Origin of the sequence: Pseudonocardia sediminis, from assembly GCF_004217185.1 — a bacterium.
Lineage (GTDB): Bacteria > Actinomycetota > Actinomycetes > Mycobacteriales > Pseudonocardiaceae > Pseudonocardia > Pseudonocardia sediminis.
This window is the reverse complement of the sequence record NZ_SHKL01000001.1, coordinates 4717559-4730333: the sequence shown is the minus strand read 5'-3', so window position 1 is coordinate 4730333 and position 12775 is coordinate 4717559. Positions and strand designations below refer to the sequence as shown.

Annotated in this window: 22 protein-coding genes; 19 read left to right on the top strand and 3 right to left on the bottom strand. The window is 68.0% G+C overall.

The genetic code is table 11. The annotated features are described in order from the left end of the window. Nucleotides 1-121 precede the first annotated feature (121 nt). Nucleotides 122-277: a hypothetical protein gene (locus tag EV383_RS31365; RefSeq protein ID WP_165438453.1), complete on the top strand. Its 156-nt coding sequence runs from the start codon at nucleotides 122-124 to the stop codon at nucleotides 275-277. Further along, nucleotides 274-498, top strand: a complete 225-nt coding sequence (locus EV383_RS22055; RefSeq protein WP_130291692.1) for a hypothetical protein — start codon at nucleotides 274-276, stop codon at nucleotides 496-498. Before EV383_RS31365 ends, EV383_RS22055 begins: the two co-directional genes overlap by 4 nt. A 2-nt stretch (nucleotides 499-500) precedes the next feature. Here EV383_RS22055 and EV383_RS22050 read toward each other — a convergent pair whose 3' ends face one another. After that, nucleotides 501-1061 (bottom strand): hypothetical protein, encoded by a 561-nt coding sequence (locus EV383_RS22050; protein ID WP_130291691.1) that lies wholly within the window; start codon nucleotides 1059-1061, stop codon nucleotides 501-503. 320 nt (nucleotides 1062-1381) lie between these two features. Here EV383_RS22050 and EV383_RS22045 point away from each other — a divergent pair, with 320 nt between their 5' ends. The 8 genes from EV383_RS22045 to ssb all read left to right on the top strand — a co-directional run bounded on the left by EV383_RS22045 (nucleotide 1382) and on the right by ssb (nucleotide 6490). Further along, a complete protein-coding gene (locus EV383_RS22045) occupies nucleotides 1382-1897 on the top strand; it encodes a hypothetical protein (RefSeq protein ID WP_130291690.1) in 516 nt (171 codons plus the stop codon). A gap of 299 nt (nucleotides 1898-2196) precedes the next feature. Beyond that, entirely contained in the window at nucleotides 2197-3042 is an 846-nt protein-coding gene (gene tas / locus EV383_RS22040) for a TIGR-Tas system RNA-guided endonuclease (RefSeq protein ID WP_130291689.1), read from the top strand. A 588-nt stretch (nucleotides 3043-3630) separates the two neighbouring features. Beyond that, complete coding sequence (locus EV383_RS33155; RefSeq protein ID WP_130294822.1) at nucleotides 3631-4122, top strand: HNH endonuclease signature motif containing protein; 492 nt, start codon at nucleotides 3631-3633, stop codon at nucleotides 4120-4122. Continuing rightward, complete coding sequence (locus tag EV383_RS22030) at nucleotides 4119-4802, top strand: ERF family protein (RefSeq protein ID WP_130291688.1); 684 nt, start codon at nucleotides 4119-4121, stop codon at nucleotides 4800-4802. The genes EV383_RS33155 and EV383_RS22030 overlap by 4 nt, the downstream gene beginning before the upstream one ends. Continuing rightward, nucleotides 4799-5158, top strand: coding sequence for a hypothetical protein (locus EV383_RS22025; RefSeq protein WP_130291687.1), 360 nt, complete (start codon nucleotides 4799-4801; stop codon nucleotides 5156-5158). The genes EV383_RS22030 and EV383_RS22025 overlap by 4 nt, the downstream gene beginning before the upstream one ends. Continuing rightward, nucleotides 5155-5430, top strand: a complete 276-nt coding sequence (locus EV383_RS31360; RefSeq protein WP_165438452.1) for a hypothetical protein — start codon at nucleotides 5155-5157, stop codon at nucleotides 5428-5430. Before EV383_RS22025 ends, EV383_RS31360 begins: the two co-directional genes overlap by 4 nt. Continuing rightward, on the top strand, nucleotides 5427-6005 hold the full coding sequence (locus EV383_RS22020; RefSeq protein WP_165438451.1) for an HNH endonuclease: 579 nt from the start codon (nucleotides 5427-5429) through the stop codon (nucleotides 6003-6005). Before EV383_RS31360 ends, EV383_RS22020 begins: the two co-directional genes overlap by 4 nt. After that, nucleotides 6002-6490 (top strand): single-stranded DNA-binding protein, encoded by a 489-nt coding sequence (gene ssb / locus EV383_RS22015; RefSeq protein WP_130291685.1) that lies wholly within the window; start codon nucleotides 6002-6004, stop codon nucleotides 6488-6490. Before EV383_RS22020 ends, ssb begins: the two co-directional genes overlap by 4 nt. On the opposite strand, the gene EV383_RS22010 is transcribed toward ssb, so the two are convergent. Both EV383_RS22010 and EV383_RS32745 read right to left on the bottom strand, forming a co-directional pair. Further along, nucleotides 6487-7023 (bottom strand): endonuclease domain-containing protein, encoded by a 537-nt coding sequence (locus tag EV383_RS22010; protein WP_130291684.1) that lies wholly within the window; start codon nucleotides 7021-7023, stop codon nucleotides 6487-6489. The genes ssb and EV383_RS22010 overlap by 4 nt on opposite strands. Before the next feature lie 4 nt (nucleotides 7024-7027). Then, complete coding sequence (locus EV383_RS32745; protein ID WP_278044840.1) at nucleotides 7028-7162, bottom strand: hypothetical protein; 135 nt, start codon at nucleotides 7160-7162, stop codon at nucleotides 7028-7030. A 205-nt stretch (nucleotides 7163-7367) separates the two neighbouring features. On the opposite strand from EV383_RS32745, the gene EV383_RS22005 reads away from it, so the two are divergent. From EV383_RS22005 to EV383_RS21965, 9 genes are all read left to right on the top strand, one after another. Further along, nucleotides 7368-7739, top strand: a complete 372-nt coding sequence (locus tag EV383_RS22005) for a hypothetical protein (protein ID WP_130291683.1) — start codon at nucleotides 7368-7370, stop codon at nucleotides 7737-7739. Further along, entirely contained in the window at nucleotides 7739-8053 is a 315-nt protein-coding gene (locus tag EV383_RS22000) for a hypothetical protein (protein WP_130291682.1), read from the top strand. The genes EV383_RS22005 and EV383_RS22000 overlap by 1 nt, the downstream gene beginning before the upstream one ends. 8 nt (nucleotides 8054-8061) lie before the next feature. Next, nucleotides 8062-8283 (top strand): hypothetical protein, encoded by a 222-nt coding sequence (locus EV383_RS21995; protein WP_130291681.1) that lies wholly within the window; start codon nucleotides 8062-8064, stop codon nucleotides 8281-8283. Further along, nucleotides 8283-8546, top strand: a complete 264-nt coding sequence (locus tag EV383_RS21990) for a hypothetical protein (protein WP_130291680.1) — start codon at nucleotides 8283-8285, stop codon at nucleotides 8544-8546. The genes EV383_RS21995 and EV383_RS21990 overlap by 1 nt, the downstream gene beginning before the upstream one ends. Nucleotides 8547-8739: 193 nt before the next feature. After that, a complete protein-coding gene (locus tag EV383_RS21985) occupies nucleotides 8740-9624 on the top strand; it encodes a phage antirepressor KilAC domain-containing protein (RefSeq protein WP_130291679.1) in 885 nt (294 codons plus the stop codon). Further along, nucleotides 9621-11129: a hypothetical protein gene (locus tag EV383_RS21980; RefSeq protein ID WP_130291678.1), complete on the top strand. Its 1509-nt coding sequence runs from the start codon at nucleotides 9621-9623 to the stop codon at nucleotides 11127-11129. The genes EV383_RS21985 and EV383_RS21980 overlap by 4 nt, the downstream gene beginning before the upstream one ends. Continuing rightward, nucleotides 11129-11545 (top strand): hypothetical protein, encoded by a 417-nt coding sequence (locus tag EV383_RS21975; RefSeq protein ID WP_130291677.1) that lies wholly within the window; start codon nucleotides 11129-11131, stop codon nucleotides 11543-11545. The genes EV383_RS21980 and EV383_RS21975 overlap by 1 nt, the downstream gene beginning before the upstream one ends. Nucleotides 11546-11670: 125 nt before the next feature. Further along, nucleotides 11671-11886 carry a hypothetical protein gene (locus EV383_RS21970; protein ID WP_130291676.1) on the top strand — a complete coding sequence of 72 codons (216 nt, stop codon included), beginning with the start codon at nucleotides 11671-11673 and terminating at the stop codon, nucleotides 11884-11886. A gap of 316 nt (nucleotides 11887-12202) precedes the next feature. Then, nucleotides 12203-12694, top strand: coding sequence for a hypothetical protein (locus tag EV383_RS21965; RefSeq protein WP_130291675.1), 492 nt, complete (start codon nucleotides 12203-12205; stop codon nucleotides 12692-12694). The last annotated feature ends 81 nt before the right edge of the window (nucleotides 12695-12775 follow it).

The window sequence follows — 12775 nt, the reverse complement described above, 5'->3', positions numbered from 1 at the left end:
TGTGCCCGCGGCACTTGCAGCGGGAGATCGCCCGCCCATGCCTGCCGGTGGACCCCACACCCGCGAAGTGGCGGCCCGGGTACGTGAGGCCGCAGACCGAGGCGCTGAGAAGGAGGACAGCATGACCGCGCTCTGGTCACCCGACGGTTCCACGCTCGACGCGGCCCGGTCGTGGCTGCTCGACGACGAGCCCGTGGAGGAGCACCCGCTGTCGTGCGCGATCTGGCAGTTCGACGACGCGGATGTGTTGTGCGACTGCGATGAGGACGCGTCGTGAGCGGGTCCGGGTCGGGGATCGACGCAGCCAACGTGTCCCTCACCGGGGAACTCCCGCACGACGTGGAACGCCAAGCCGTGCTGGGGGCGCTGCACCGCATCGACCTGGGGTCGGACAGTCCCGCCCAGGTGTGGGAGGTGCTGCAGATGCTCGACCTCGACGGGCAGGCACGAGAGATGCAGGCCGAAAAGCAAGGGCGCCAGGAAGAGGGGGCGGCCTGATGTCACGAGGCTTCGTGCGCCCACTCGCTGTCCCAGTCGTCGTCGGAGATCCCGGAGCTGGGGTAGAGGGAGTCGGCGTCGCTACCGGAGTAGTGGTCGGTACTAGACCTCTCACTACTCGTCCTACTCCTAGCCTCTCCTGTCTCTGTCCTGTCCTTACTCGTAGCGGCGACGTCACGGAGACTGTCACGCCGGGGTCTATCGGACTCGCCCCTATCGCGGGCTCGCTTCCGGGCCTGCCGCTCCCGGTCCTGGAAGGTCTTCCGCTCGTAGGCGGCGAGCTGTGCGGCGCTGGTCTGCGTCGTTTGGAAGTCCGCGATGGTGTAGCCGGTGGTTCGCTCGGTCCACAGCTTCGCCCGCACGAGGACGTCGACGCTGTCCTGTCCTGCCGAGCAGGGGAGCAGGCGCAGGTGCTGCCGGTCGATCTCGCCGTCGGTGCGGTTGCTGGCGGACCAGGTCAGGGCGATGACGAACAGCCGGAACGCGTGGTGGGGGAGAGTCTGCACGCGCAGGTCGTGGAGCCAGCGGTCCGGGAATCTCGCGTCGGTCACGAGATCACCCACGTCTGGCAGGGCGCATACGGGCATGGGCTTGCTAGCCTTTTCACAGCGACTCCGTTGAAGTCGTCAGGGTCTCGGCGCGAACTGTCCAAGGAGCGCGCCGGGGCCCGTTTTATTGGGGGAGCGTACGGCCTCCATCCTACCGCTGATCCGGCTGTCGATCCACTAGATCCAGTCCCGGTTATCGCAGCTCAGGCGCAGTCCACTGCGATAGAATCGACGTATCGCGCTCACCTCCCCAAGCGCCTTTCGCTCAGGTCTCACTATCGGCCCCGACTGACAGTTCCACGGGCGTCTCGCCCGTTCGATCGGAGTGGTCTCTAATGACTGACGAGTTCAATCTGCGCGCACTGATCCGGGAAGTCGCAGAGAGCAGCACCACCCCTGACCCGGTCCAGTTGGCCGACGAGGTCGCTCGACGTATCGGTCCGAAGCAGCGCGCCGAAGCGTTGGCGCAGGCGCTCCCGATTGTCGTGCGGAACGTCGTGTCGCTGACCCGGTCCCCGATCACCCCGGACGGCCATACAAGAAGCGAGCGCCATGATCGTCCCGCCGCCCGGGGGTCCAGCAAGGTCGCGGGCATCCGCGACACGTGGCGGCGGATGCTGCGGGACCGGATCGCCGTCGGGCCGGATCAGTCCGACTGGAAGTTCCTCGGTGAGTGCACGGTGTCTGACCTGGAGTACGCGGCCACCATCCGCGAGGAGCACGCCCGGCAGAACGCAGCGCGTGCCGTCCAGTTCCGTGAGCTAGCGGAACGGATGCAGCGCAACGGCGTCGGAACGGTCGCCGATCTTCCCGCGCACGATCTTGACGACGCCCTCGGCAGGGCGGCATGACCTCCACCCAAGACTCTGCACCGACCATTGATCGCCCGGACCCCACCTCCTGGACGTCGGTGCAGCCCCACCTCCCCGCTGGCCAGTTTGATGTCGATACCCAACACATTTGCGCCAGCGGGGACCCCAACATCCACGGCAGCCAATCATTGAGCGGCGACCAGGCTTGCGCCGCTGCCGTGGAGCAGTCTTCTCACTCGACCAGAAAGCCACCGGCTGCCACGCATGCAGCGTCGAGTGAGGATCAAACTCCGCCAGCACCGGCCAGGACGGGCTTGGAGCCCAAACCGTTACCGCCGGTGCTGGCGGACCCCCTGTTAGCTCTCGCGGCCGACGTCCTGGACGACCTGGAGAGGGTCCGGATCGCGAACGAGAACCGGCTGCGCCAGCTCACTCGCGATGAGGCGGACGCGGACGGCGAAGAACGCGGGTTCGGTCTGACCTTGGACCACCCCGACGTGAAGCGGTTGGATGCTCTCGTGGCTGCGCTGGCGAAAGCAGAGCACGACGCCGAGCTAAACCTGAAGCGGCAGCTCCGGCAGCACCCACTCGGGCCGTGGGTGAAGCAGGCCCGCGGGGTCGGGGAGAAGCAGGCCGCCCGGCTGCTCGCGTCGATCGGCGACCCGTACTGGAACGACCTTCACCAGCGCCCGCGCACAGTCTCAGAGCTGTGGGCCTACGCGGGCTACCACGTTCTCTCCGCTCGCCCTACCACGTACGACGCCCAGGTTCGGAGCGCGAGCGGAGTCTCTACCGGCGGCGGCCCCAGTCAAGCTCCATCCGATCTCCAACGCAGCGACGCTGGGGTCGCCGCCTCCCGTGCTCGTGGCCAGCGAGCGAACTGGTCCGCCGACGCGAAGATGCGCGCCCACCTTGTCGCCGTCTCGATCGTCAAGGCGGGGGGCCCGTACCGCGAGGTCTACGACGAGGGCCGCGCCAAGTACGCAGACGCTGTTCACCAGGTCGAGTGCAAGCGGTGCGGACCGGCAGGCAAACCGGCGCTTCCCGGGAGCCTGATCTCTGCCGGGCACCAGCACGCCCGCGCTCTCCGGCTGGTCGCGAAGGCAGTCCTGAAGGACCTGTGGCGTGAGGCTCGCCGCCTGCACGGGGTGGAAGACGAAGAGGTCGTCCGCGATGACTCCTGACGAGCCTGGCTCAGCCCGCGAGGCAGCCGACCGGGGTCTATCCGTGTTCGGCCTCATTTTCGAGCGGGCTACGGCGGGCTTCTGATGGACCTATGGCGCGAGGCGAGACGCGTCCAGAAACTCCACGACGACCAGGTGATGTCCGGCGCCCATAACGCGCCCGTCGTCGTGGGCCTCCGTTCCCCCGGCGGCCAGGAACACCGCGAAACCCAAGCCATCCCCGCCGCCGGGGGAACGCCCCATTTTCGGGGTTCCTTCCTGACCGCTCTTTCCGCCCCTGGCCGCCTCCCCACGGCCCCAACGAAGGGACCCCCACCCTCATGGTCTTCGCTCCACCTGATCCACCGGTCGCCCCGACGACCGTTCTCGACCCGGCGTCGTTCCCCCACGAACCGGACCCCGCCTACGCCGTAACCGAGGCGAACTCGGGCGCCCCCGGTGTCCGGACGTCCAGGTGGACGGTGTGCGTGCACTGCCACCTCCGCTACCCGATCGCGCAGAACTGGTCGTGCAGCACCCGGGTCCGGAACGCCCGGGAGGTGGCGCGTGGCTGACAAGCCGACCATCGCCGCCGCTCTCGCCGCCGTCATGGAGGACGTCCGGGCGGTCAGGAAGGGCGACCGGAACACACAGCAGACCGCCAGCCAGCCTATGAGGTATGTGCGGGCCCCGTTCTGGTCCAAGGTCGGGACCGGCGACTCAGATGCCTGTTGGCCGTGGCTAGCAGGACGAGTTGGTTCGGGTTACGGCACGTGCGGCCCGGGGATCTACGCCCATCGGGTTGCCTACGAGATATCCGTCGGCCCCATTCCCGATGGCCTGACGATCGACCACCTCTGTTCTAACCGCATCTGCTGCAACCCTTCGCACCTAGAGCCAGTGACGCGCGAAGAGAACGCACGTCGAGGGGAGAAGAACCGGCGAACTCGATCTGGCGGCCGGTCGCTGGCTTCTCGGACAGAGTGCAAGAACGGTCATGCCTACGTCGAAGGCAGCTTCCGTTGGAGCGGCACCGCTCGAGTCTGTCGGCAATGCGCCCGTGATCGGCGCCGCACCTTTCGCGAGAGGACAGGGCGATGACGGACACGAAGCCCACTGTGGTTGAAGCCATGGCGGCGGTCATGGAAGACGTACGAGCCGTTGCAAAGAACGATCGCAACCAGCAGCAGCAGTACGCGTTTCGCGGCATCGACGCGGTCGTGAACGCTGTCGGCCCCATCTTTCGGAAGCACCAGGTGGTGCCGATGCCCGTGCTCGAGTCGGTGAACTACCGGGATGTGCAGACGTCCAATGGGAAACCGTCCCGCGAGTGCACGGTGACGGTGCGCTACCGGTTCTTCGGGCCCGCGGGGGACTCCATCGACGCGGTGACGCCCGGCGAGTCGATGGACTTCGGCGACAAGGGCGCGCCCAAGGCGATGAGTGTCGCTTACCGGATTGCTCTCCTCCAGGCGCTCTGTCTGCCGACTTCAGACACCGACCCCGACGCTGAGACCTACGAACGCGCGATCGGCAGCGGGCAGCCCCCGCCGCAGCGGGAGACGAAACAGCCGCCGGCGGACACGGTCGCTGCCGCCCGGGTGGTCCTGGCGAACCGAGCGAAGGCCGCGAAGATCCCCATCGAGACGGTCGCCGCCGAGTACTTGTCCCGCACGCAGACGGACATCACGAAGGAGACGGACCCGAAGCCGGTCCGGGCGTTCATCGCGGCGTGGGACAAGGGGCAGATCGAGTTCCCCGAACCGGCGGCCTCGTCATGACCGAGGTTCTCAACCCCGTCGACATCGAGCGGTCGATCAGGGACACCGCGAATGACATCGCCCGTGGAGTCCACGTGGTGTCGAACGCCGAGGCGAAAGCGCGGGAGGCGGTACGCGCCTACGACCGCGCGTTCGCTGCCGCCTATCTGGCCGCTGAGGGCCCACAGTACGAGAAGAAGTACCGGGCCGAGCTCGCCACGAAGACGGAGCGGGACGAGATGGACGTCGCCGAGCTCGCGTTCAAGCACGCGGAGCGCACCGCGAAGTCGTTGGAGGCGAAGCTGCGCGCGTTCCAGTCGGTGGGGGCGTCGGTGCGGTCCATGTACTCCGGGCAGCTGTCGGGGGTGGGCTCATGACCCGTGACCTGGAGGTCGGCGAGAACTTCGAGTCCTGGGAACACCGGATCGACCACCAGCTCGCGTTCGCGCACAGCCGGATCGACATCGTGAAGAAGCTGACCCACGGCAGCTACGCCAAGGCGGGTGCCCTGTCTGCACGATGCGACGACGGGGAGCGGCGCATCAAAGCGCTCGAGCATTCCGTCGCTCGCCTCCAGGCCGCTCTTTACCTGGTGCTCGTCGTAGCGCTGCTGGCCGCCTGTGTCGCCGTGTGGGCGGTGGTCGCGTGAGCCTGTCCCGCAAGCCGATGCCGCCGAGGAAGCAGCCTCTGCGGGCGAAGAAACGACTCGCCGGCACCAGCCTGTCCGAGGGCGCCCAGCCGCTGCGGAAGTCGCCGCTGAAGCGCACTGGGTTCGCACCCCAGCCGCCCGAGGTGAAGCTGGCCGCCAACCGTGTCCCGAAGCCACGACGAGCCCGCAGCATCCCCCCGCCGATCCGTGCCCTGGTCCTCGTCCGCGCTGACTACTGCTGCGACCTGTGCGGCTGCCCCATCGAGGACGGGTGCCGGTGGGAGTGCCACCACCGGAAGCTGCGCGCTCAGGGCGGCCTGGACGAGGTCGACAACCTGATCGCCCTGCACCACAAGTGTCATCGCCGCGTGCACGAGAACCGGGACGGCCGCTCCTACTCGGACGGGTTCCTGGTGCCCCGCGCGCAGGACCCCGCCGCGTGGCCGGTGCTGCGGTGGCGCGGAACCGGACGCCAGCAGTGGGTGTCCCCGGACCTGAACCGCTGGCTCCCGTCTGAGCCTTGCGCCCGCCAGATCGAGCTGGGCGCTACACCGATCGAAAGGAAGGCCGCATGAGCCTGCCGTCCATGTCCGGTACCGGGAACCTCGTCGAGGACCCCACGGTCCGGTTCACCGCCGCAGGGAAAGCGGTATGCGAGTTCCGGATCGCGTTCAACTCGCGGAAGTTCAACAAGAGCAGCCAGGAGTGGGAGGACGGAGCCAGCTGCTACCTGAAAGCCACCGCCTGGGACCAGCTCGCCGAGAACATCAGCGAGTCCCTCCGTAAGGGGGCCACGGTCAACGTGGTCGGCCGGCTGAAGACCGACGAGTGGGACGACAAGAACGGCGGCGGCAAGAGGTCGGCGACCGTCCTGGAGTTGGACTCGTGCGGGCCGGACCTCGGTAGGGCGACCGCCGCGGTGAACAAGGTGTCGCGGTCGACGTCCGGGGGCGGGTTCGGGACTCCACGGCCTACGGGGCCAGTGGTGGGAGCAGACGACGACCCGTGGGGGACCCCGCCTGCCGGAAAAGCAGGTCAGGACGACGAACCGCCGTTCTAGCCATGCGATCTACACGCGAACGCGACTTTCTGCACCCAGGCCAGAGACAACGGGGTGGCCTTGACGATCTGAGACTGCCGCACGCCCAGCTCAAGGGCCGCCTCGACCAAGGGCCGGTACTCGTCGGGCACCGGCCGGTTGCTGGGCTGATAGTTGCTGGTCGCCAACGCCAGTTCGGCCAGAGCGGCGGCCTTGCGCGCCGCATGGTCCGCCTTCCGCTGTGCCGACAGCAGCGATTCGGGGAGCTTCCAAAACGGGTTTGCGAGGTACGCCCGTTGCCGATCGTCAAGGACAAACTTTTCGTGCCGCCTGCCGGTCGCCTCGCAACGGCCGAGGCGGGTGTTGCAGTCGGAGTCCAGCAATCCTCGAACGCCGTGTTTGTCGTGATCGATATGCAGGCATGGCCATCGGGGATCCTCGACAGCAGGAGTCCGGCAGATTTCGCACGCGTCCCCGGCCCGCGCTCTGAGTCGCTCGAAGTCGTCACAGTCCAGCCCGTACGCCTCGTGGGTCTTGCACAGTCCGTGATCCACGAGGTCAGCCCTCGTGGTCGCTGGGGCGTGGCGGGAGTTGGGCGCCGGGCACGCCGACGTACCAGCGGACGAGTTGCCGGATCAGTGCCGACCTCTCCATCCCGACGTTCTGGGCGGCGATGCCCAAGTCCCGCCACACGTCGTCTTCCAGGCGAATTGTCCGTACGCCTCGCGCTCGCTCCCCAGCCACGTCTCCGCACGATACGGGGTGACCAGCGCTCCGACCCTTACCAACGCGCTCCACGCTTGCCGTCATGCTTCGATCGTAATACGATCGGTGGCGAAGCGCCAGTGAAACGAAGTGCGCAACGAGGCATTCGTTGCTTGGAGAACGGAGAGTCCCGATGAAGCGCTCGATCGTGCACCGCGAGGTGACGGTGCTACTGAACCTCGCCCCGGGGGAGATCCCGGACATGGTGAAGCGGTACGGCTCGACTGTGTTCTCCCCGGAGACGCTGACGATCACGTTCCAGTCGAGGGAGACCGTCCCGGAGTGGGTCGTGACGAGCGCGACGGCTACCGGCGGCCGCCGGCTGAAGTCCGGTGCGGTGTCGACCAGCGACGTTGGATTCGACTACCGGTGGACGACGGGCTCCGACTTCAAGAACGCTCCCGCCTGGGTGATGGACGCGATCCGCGCGAACACCCCCGCCCCTGTCGGTGACGACCTCCCGATCCAGCACGAGCACGTCGCCGACCTCCCCGGCGGTGCGTGATGAGCAAGAACTCGATCGGCACCGGCGCCAACTCGGCTGAACTGGCAATTCCGTCCGCTGCGCTCAACGCCCTCGACGCTGCCGTGGCGTTCCACGAGGACGAGGACGCGGACATGTTCGCTGACGCCCGCTCCATTGCGGCACCGGTCGTGGCCGCCGAACTGCGTCGCCTCGCTCGTCTGGCCGACGACCGCTACCGCCCGAGTGGCGTGGGCCGGTCCGTCGAGTCGAGTAGCGCCTACAAGCGGGAGGGCGTGGAGCTGGTCCTTCGAGACCTGTTCGCCCGCGCCGATGAGCTGGACGGCGGTGCCTGATGCCTTCCATGACTGTTTCCGAGTTCTGGACGGAGACGAACCGCGTGTGGCTGTCCCTCGACCGCTTCCGCTGGGGCCAGGCCGCGTCCCTGGTGCTGGCCCGTGTCCGCCCGGACCTGTCGGCTCCGCTGCGTGGCGGCCCGGCTGACCCGTTCTACGCGGTGGATTCCCGTGAGCCTCGTTCGGTGGCGTTCGCGGAGTACGTGAACCGGCGCTGGGAGGAGGCGTGATGACTGAGCTGGAGATCCCGCATGCCGCGCTGAACGTCCTGCACACGATCACTGACGTGGACGCCCGCGCAGACATGTCGGACGTAGACGTGCGTGTTGTGCGCGAGATCGCACTCCCGGTCGTGGCCGCCGAGCTCCGCCGTTTCGCCGCCGAGCTGATCCGGCCGTACGACGAGACCGGTGCGTGGTGGCCCGTCATCAAGGACGCGCACGACCGGATGCTGCGCCGAGCCGACGAGCTGGACGGCGGCGAGCAGTCGTGACCGCCATCCCCGCTCCGGTCGCCCGTGTCGTGGTGGACGTGAACGGTCACGACGTCAGCACCGACCCGCCGGCCGCGATGTCTTCGATGCGTCGCTGGACCTGCTCCCGCTGCTCCCGCGCCGTGCTGGTCCGCCCTAACGGCACCGCTTATGGCTCTGCCTACTCCGAGGTCTGCTCAGGAGGCGACCACTCATGACCGACACCGCCGGGCGCCTCGCGTTCCCCACCGGCGGCACTAACTCTGCCGCGATCACGACGAGCCCGTTCGACGCTCTCGGATCGAACCTGCGTTTCGGCCAGCTCTCCGACGAGACCCCGTTCGTCGTCGCCGAGGACTTCGGCCGCGCCATGGACTACAGCAGTGGGCGGGCAGCGACTCGACTCCTGGACGACGACGAGAAGGGCGTGCAGATCCTGCACACCCCTGGCGGGCCGCAGCCGATGACCGTCATCTACGAGGACGGCATCTGGGAGCTGATCTTCCGCTCGTCCAAGCCCGAGGCGAAGCTCCTGAAGAAGCGAGTCAAGGCGATCCTGGCCGAGATCCGTCGCACCGGCCGGTACGTCCCCGCCCAGCGTCAGCCGGAGGTCCCGTCCACGTTCGCTGAGGCTCTCCGCCTAGCCGCCGACAAGGCCGAGGAAGCGGAACGTCTCGCCGTCGAGAACGCCGCCCTGAAGCCCGCCGCCCACTCCTGGACCGAGCTGGCTTCCGCTGAGGGCGACTACTCGGTGGCGGACGCCGCGAAGATCCTGGACCGCGACCCCGTGATCCGAGGCGCCGGCGGGCTGGGCCGGAAGCGCCTGTTCGACCTCCTGGCCGAGCTGAAGTGGATCCACAAGGGCGGCGACAGGCGCTGGCACGCCTACCAGCGCCACGTCGACCTGGACCGCGTCGCCGAGCGCGCCCGCTACTTCACGGACCCGGACGGGGTGCGGCAGACCGCGACCCCGCAGATCCGGGTGACAGCTAAGGGGATTGCGGACCTGCATAGGCGGTTGGGCGGTTCCGAGCCTGTCGACTACGCGGCCGAGGACGCACCGGCCAGCCAACTCGAACTCACCGGAGGAACGCTGTGAAGGCACCGATCGGAGGGCTGGCCGCGACCGTCGTCGTGGTCGCCGCCTTCTTCCTGCTCGCCCCGTACTACAGCACCCAGCTGTGGTGGTTCTTCCGCCTCAACTGGTTCTGGTTCGTGCCCGTCGTCCTCGTCATCCTCATCGCCCTGGCCGCGATCTGGTGCATGGACGAAGGCAACGGACTCGGCGGCCCGCTCGCGCTCGTGGCGGTAGCCGGTCTGGTCGGGTGCGTGGGCTGGTTCTTCGCCTACAACTACATCCAGGCCAGCTACTACGCGCAGACCGTGGAGGTCACCGACGACCCGCTGCCGAAGCAGGCGGTCCGGCCACCGTTCACGGTCAGCCAGGCGCAGGTGCGGTCGAACCTCGGTGATGTACCCGGTGACACCCAGACCACCATGTACGTCCCCGAGGACGGCACGTTCTCCACGCTGGTCGAGCAGCGCGGCGTGTTCTCCGGCTACCAGACCCTGCTGGAACAGAAGTCCACGACCTCCGGGCGCTTGGACCCGTCGACGTGCGACTTCACCCCGGAGGCCGACCGGCGCCTCGACGGCGTGTTCGGGCACTCCCTGGAACGGGCCATCAACACCGAGCAGCGGTGGGTGAACTGGTCCTACGACGACGCCTACGGCTGGTGCGACCCCACCGGGACGCCTTACGTCGTGGTGCCGCTGGTGGAGCAGGACGGGTTCTGGGTTGTCACCGAGAAGCCCGCCGGCGTGGCGCTCTACAACGGCAAGACCGGGGAGCTGACCATCTCCGGTGACGGGCGGACCGCGGACGGGCGCGTCATCCCCGGCCCCACCTACCCGCTGTCGCTGGCCGCTGAGCAGCGAGCCAGCACCGAGGCGATGGGCTCCTACTTCGACTACGTGTTCGGCCGGGTCGGATGGGAGCTGCCCGACGAGGCCGACTCCATCAACTCGGCGGCGTCGTCGGAGTTCGTCCTGGGAGGACCGGACGGGCCGGACTTCGTGACGCCACTGTCGGGCCGGGGCTCAGCGACCGCCATCTCCGCGATCTCCTCTGTCGACGCCCACAACGTCGGCGCCCTGAACAAGGTCGTCATCCACAGGCTCGGCACCGACGCCCACCCTGTGTGGCAGTCCCCGACCGCGATCACCGACAACCTGCGGGCCACGTTCGGGGACGTGTTCGTCACGAACCCGGGCGCGGACCTGTCCGAGCTCGCCCCAACCGGATCGGACACGTTCGTCGCGACCCTCGGTCGGCCCCAGAACCTCGTCTACCGCATCACCGGCCGCGGGGACCTGTCAGAGCCGATGTGCCTCATCGGCCTGGACGGCGCCCAGATCCGCTGTGGCGGCACCGGAACGTCGGGGGTGTCCACCAGCCCCATCGCGGGCGGTCAGGGCGCGCAGGGCGTCTCACCGGCGCCGGCTAGCAGCGACCTGACGAAGCTGACCCCGCAGCAGTTGGCGGACCTGTCCCGCCGCGCCAATGAGGAACTGCTCCGCAAGTTGCAGACGGCGGGTGGCTGATGCGCACCCCCGCCGGAGCGATCGTCGGTCTCGCCGTGCTGATCCTCCTCGTCGCCTTGGTGTGGCTCGTGGTGGTCGCGGTTCAGAACCGTCCTGCCCGCCAGGCAGCGAAGCACGGTGAGTCCTGGTCCGACCGTCTGGTCACGTGGGTCGAGCGCAGGACCACCGAGCAGGCGGAGGCCGACAAACGGAAGGTCCGGGAGACGGCGCGCTGGCAGTCGTTCTCCCGGCAGAGCGACCGCGACCCGCAGCAGTGGGACGTCGGGATCGAGCTGGTCGCGGACGACGGCGTGACGGTCCTCGACTCCCGCGCCTTCAAGACGCTCTACGGCCGCGAGTTCATGTCTGACTTGCTGGACCTCGAGGGCCAGGCACAGGCGTGGGCCGAGCAACTGAACGCGCAGGTGCGGCGATGACCTCCGACCCCATCTGGGCTGTCCTCCGTGCCTCTGACGACCCGGCTGACGTTTTGGCCGGCGCCAACTTTGCGGGGGCTTGGTTCCCTCCGAACCCGCGCGACACCGACGAGCGAGGAGGAGTCGTGAGTAGCGACCCGCACTGCGAGCACTGCCAGCCTGAGAGCGACCGTGCGGCGTCCGCTCTGGACTGGATCCTGCGGTCTGTCCCGGAGCAGTACCGAGAGGACGCCGCCCAGGCTCTCCACGACGTCGGCGTCCCTATTGAGGACCTGCCCGCCGATCTGCGCGACGACGTCCGCGCGTTCACGTCGCACCACTACAGCAGGGGTCCGATGTGAGCGATACAGCGATGAAATCACTGTTGGCCATTGATGGAATCACTGATTCAACGCTGCGGGTCGGTTCCCGCGTCTGGTTCCGGTCCGGCCTATACGGCGACGGTCGCGACCGCACCATCTGGGGCCGCATCATCGCTGGCCCCCGCCGGAACCCGAACTCGGACATGGATTCGTGGCAGGTCGTCGGGGAGCGCTACCCGGGCTGCAGCTCGAGCTCGGCGCTATTCACAGACGGGGTGTGGATGGGGCGCGTCCACCCGTCCACCCTCCCGCCTCCTGCCCCGCGCGACACCGACGAGGACGAAGGAGACGACTCGTGACGGACACCGAGAACTGGGTCAAGCTCGACTCGATCGCAGAGGACAACGCTGATCTCGCTCGTGATGTCGCTGCCCGATGCTCGTTCCAGCTGCGCTACAGCCGCGCTGAGGAGGCCCGCCGGTTCACCCCGGAGGAGCTGACCGGAGAGCGCCTAGACGACGCGCAGACCCCGGGAGCGACTTTCACCGGCAACTGGTCGGCTGGCGACCACCCGGGGATGCAGTACATGACCTCCGAGATCCGTCGCCTGGACGAGCGCGACTGGTTGAACCACTACGCCCACCTTGCCGTTGGTGAGGCGATCCACGAGGCGTTGGAGTGGTTCCAGGTGGACGGCCAGCCGTGGCTAGACCCCCACGGGGACATGCAGTCCTACATCTACGACGAGGTCGAGCAGTTCGTGAAACGACTGGTAGGGGTGCGGGAACAGTGGGTCGCCGAGGAGGCGCAGCGGGCCTGCGACGTTTCCGGCGAGGTGTCTCAGTGAACGAGCGGGAGGTCGTGGAACCGGACCACGGCGGGATGGCCACTGCTGCTGTCGAGGACACCGACGTCGTCTGGATCGAGG

What these genes read in the sequence shown, in the direction of transcription:
- EV383_RS33155 (WP_130294822.1), top strand. Translation starts at nt 3,631, where the DNA reads ATGGAGGACGTCCGGGCGGTCAGGAAGGGCGACCGGAACACACAGCAG.
- EV383_RS21975 (WP_130291677.1), top strand. Translation starts at nt 11,129, where the DNA reads ATGCGCACCCCCGCCGGAGCGATCGTCGGTCTCGCCGTGCTGATCCTC.
- EV383_RS21995 (WP_130291681.1), top strand. Translation starts at nt 8,062, where the DNA reads ATGACTGTTTCCGAGTTCTGGACGGAGACGAACCGCGTGTGGCTGTCC.
- EV383_RS31360 (WP_165438452.1), top strand. Translation starts at nt 5,155, where the DNA reads ATGACCCGTGACCTGGAGGTCGGCGAGAACTTCGAGTCCTGGGAACAC.
- EV383_RS22045 (WP_130291690.1), top strand. Translation starts at nt 1,382, where the DNA reads ATGACTGACGAGTTCAATCTGCGCGCACTGATCCGGGAAGTCGCAGAG.
- EV383_RS31365 (WP_165438453.1), top strand. Translation starts at nt 122, where the DNA reads ATGACCGCGCTCTGGTCACCCGACGGTTCCACGCTCGACGCGGCCCGG.
- EV383_RS22005 (WP_130291683.1), top strand. Translation starts at nt 7,368, where the DNA reads ATGAAGCGCTCGATCGTGCACCGCGAGGTGACGGTGCTACTGAACCTC.
- EV383_RS22030 (WP_130291688.1), top strand. Translation starts at nt 4,119, where the DNA reads ATGACGGACACGAAGCCCACTGTGGTTGAAGCCATGGCGGCGGTCATG.
- ssb (WP_130291685.1), top strand. Translation starts at nt 6,002, where the DNA reads ATGAGCCTGCCGTCCATGTCCGGTACCGGGAACCTCGTCGAGGACCCC.
- EV383_RS21985 (WP_130291679.1), top strand. Translation starts at nt 8,740, where the DNA reads ATGACCGACACCGCCGGGCGCCTCGCGTTCCCCACCGGCGGCACTAAC.
- EV383_RS22025 (WP_130291687.1), top strand. Translation starts at nt 4,799, where the DNA reads ATGACCGAGGTTCTCAACCCCGTCGACATCGAGCGGTCGATCAGGGAC.
- EV383_RS22000 (WP_130291682.1), top strand. Translation starts at nt 7,739, where the DNA reads ATGAGCAAGAACTCGATCGGCACCGGCGCCAACTCGGCTGAACTGGCA.
- EV383_RS21990 (WP_130291680.1), top strand. Translation starts at nt 8,283, where the DNA reads ATGACTGAGCTGGAGATCCCGCATGCCGCGCTGAACGTCCTGCACACG.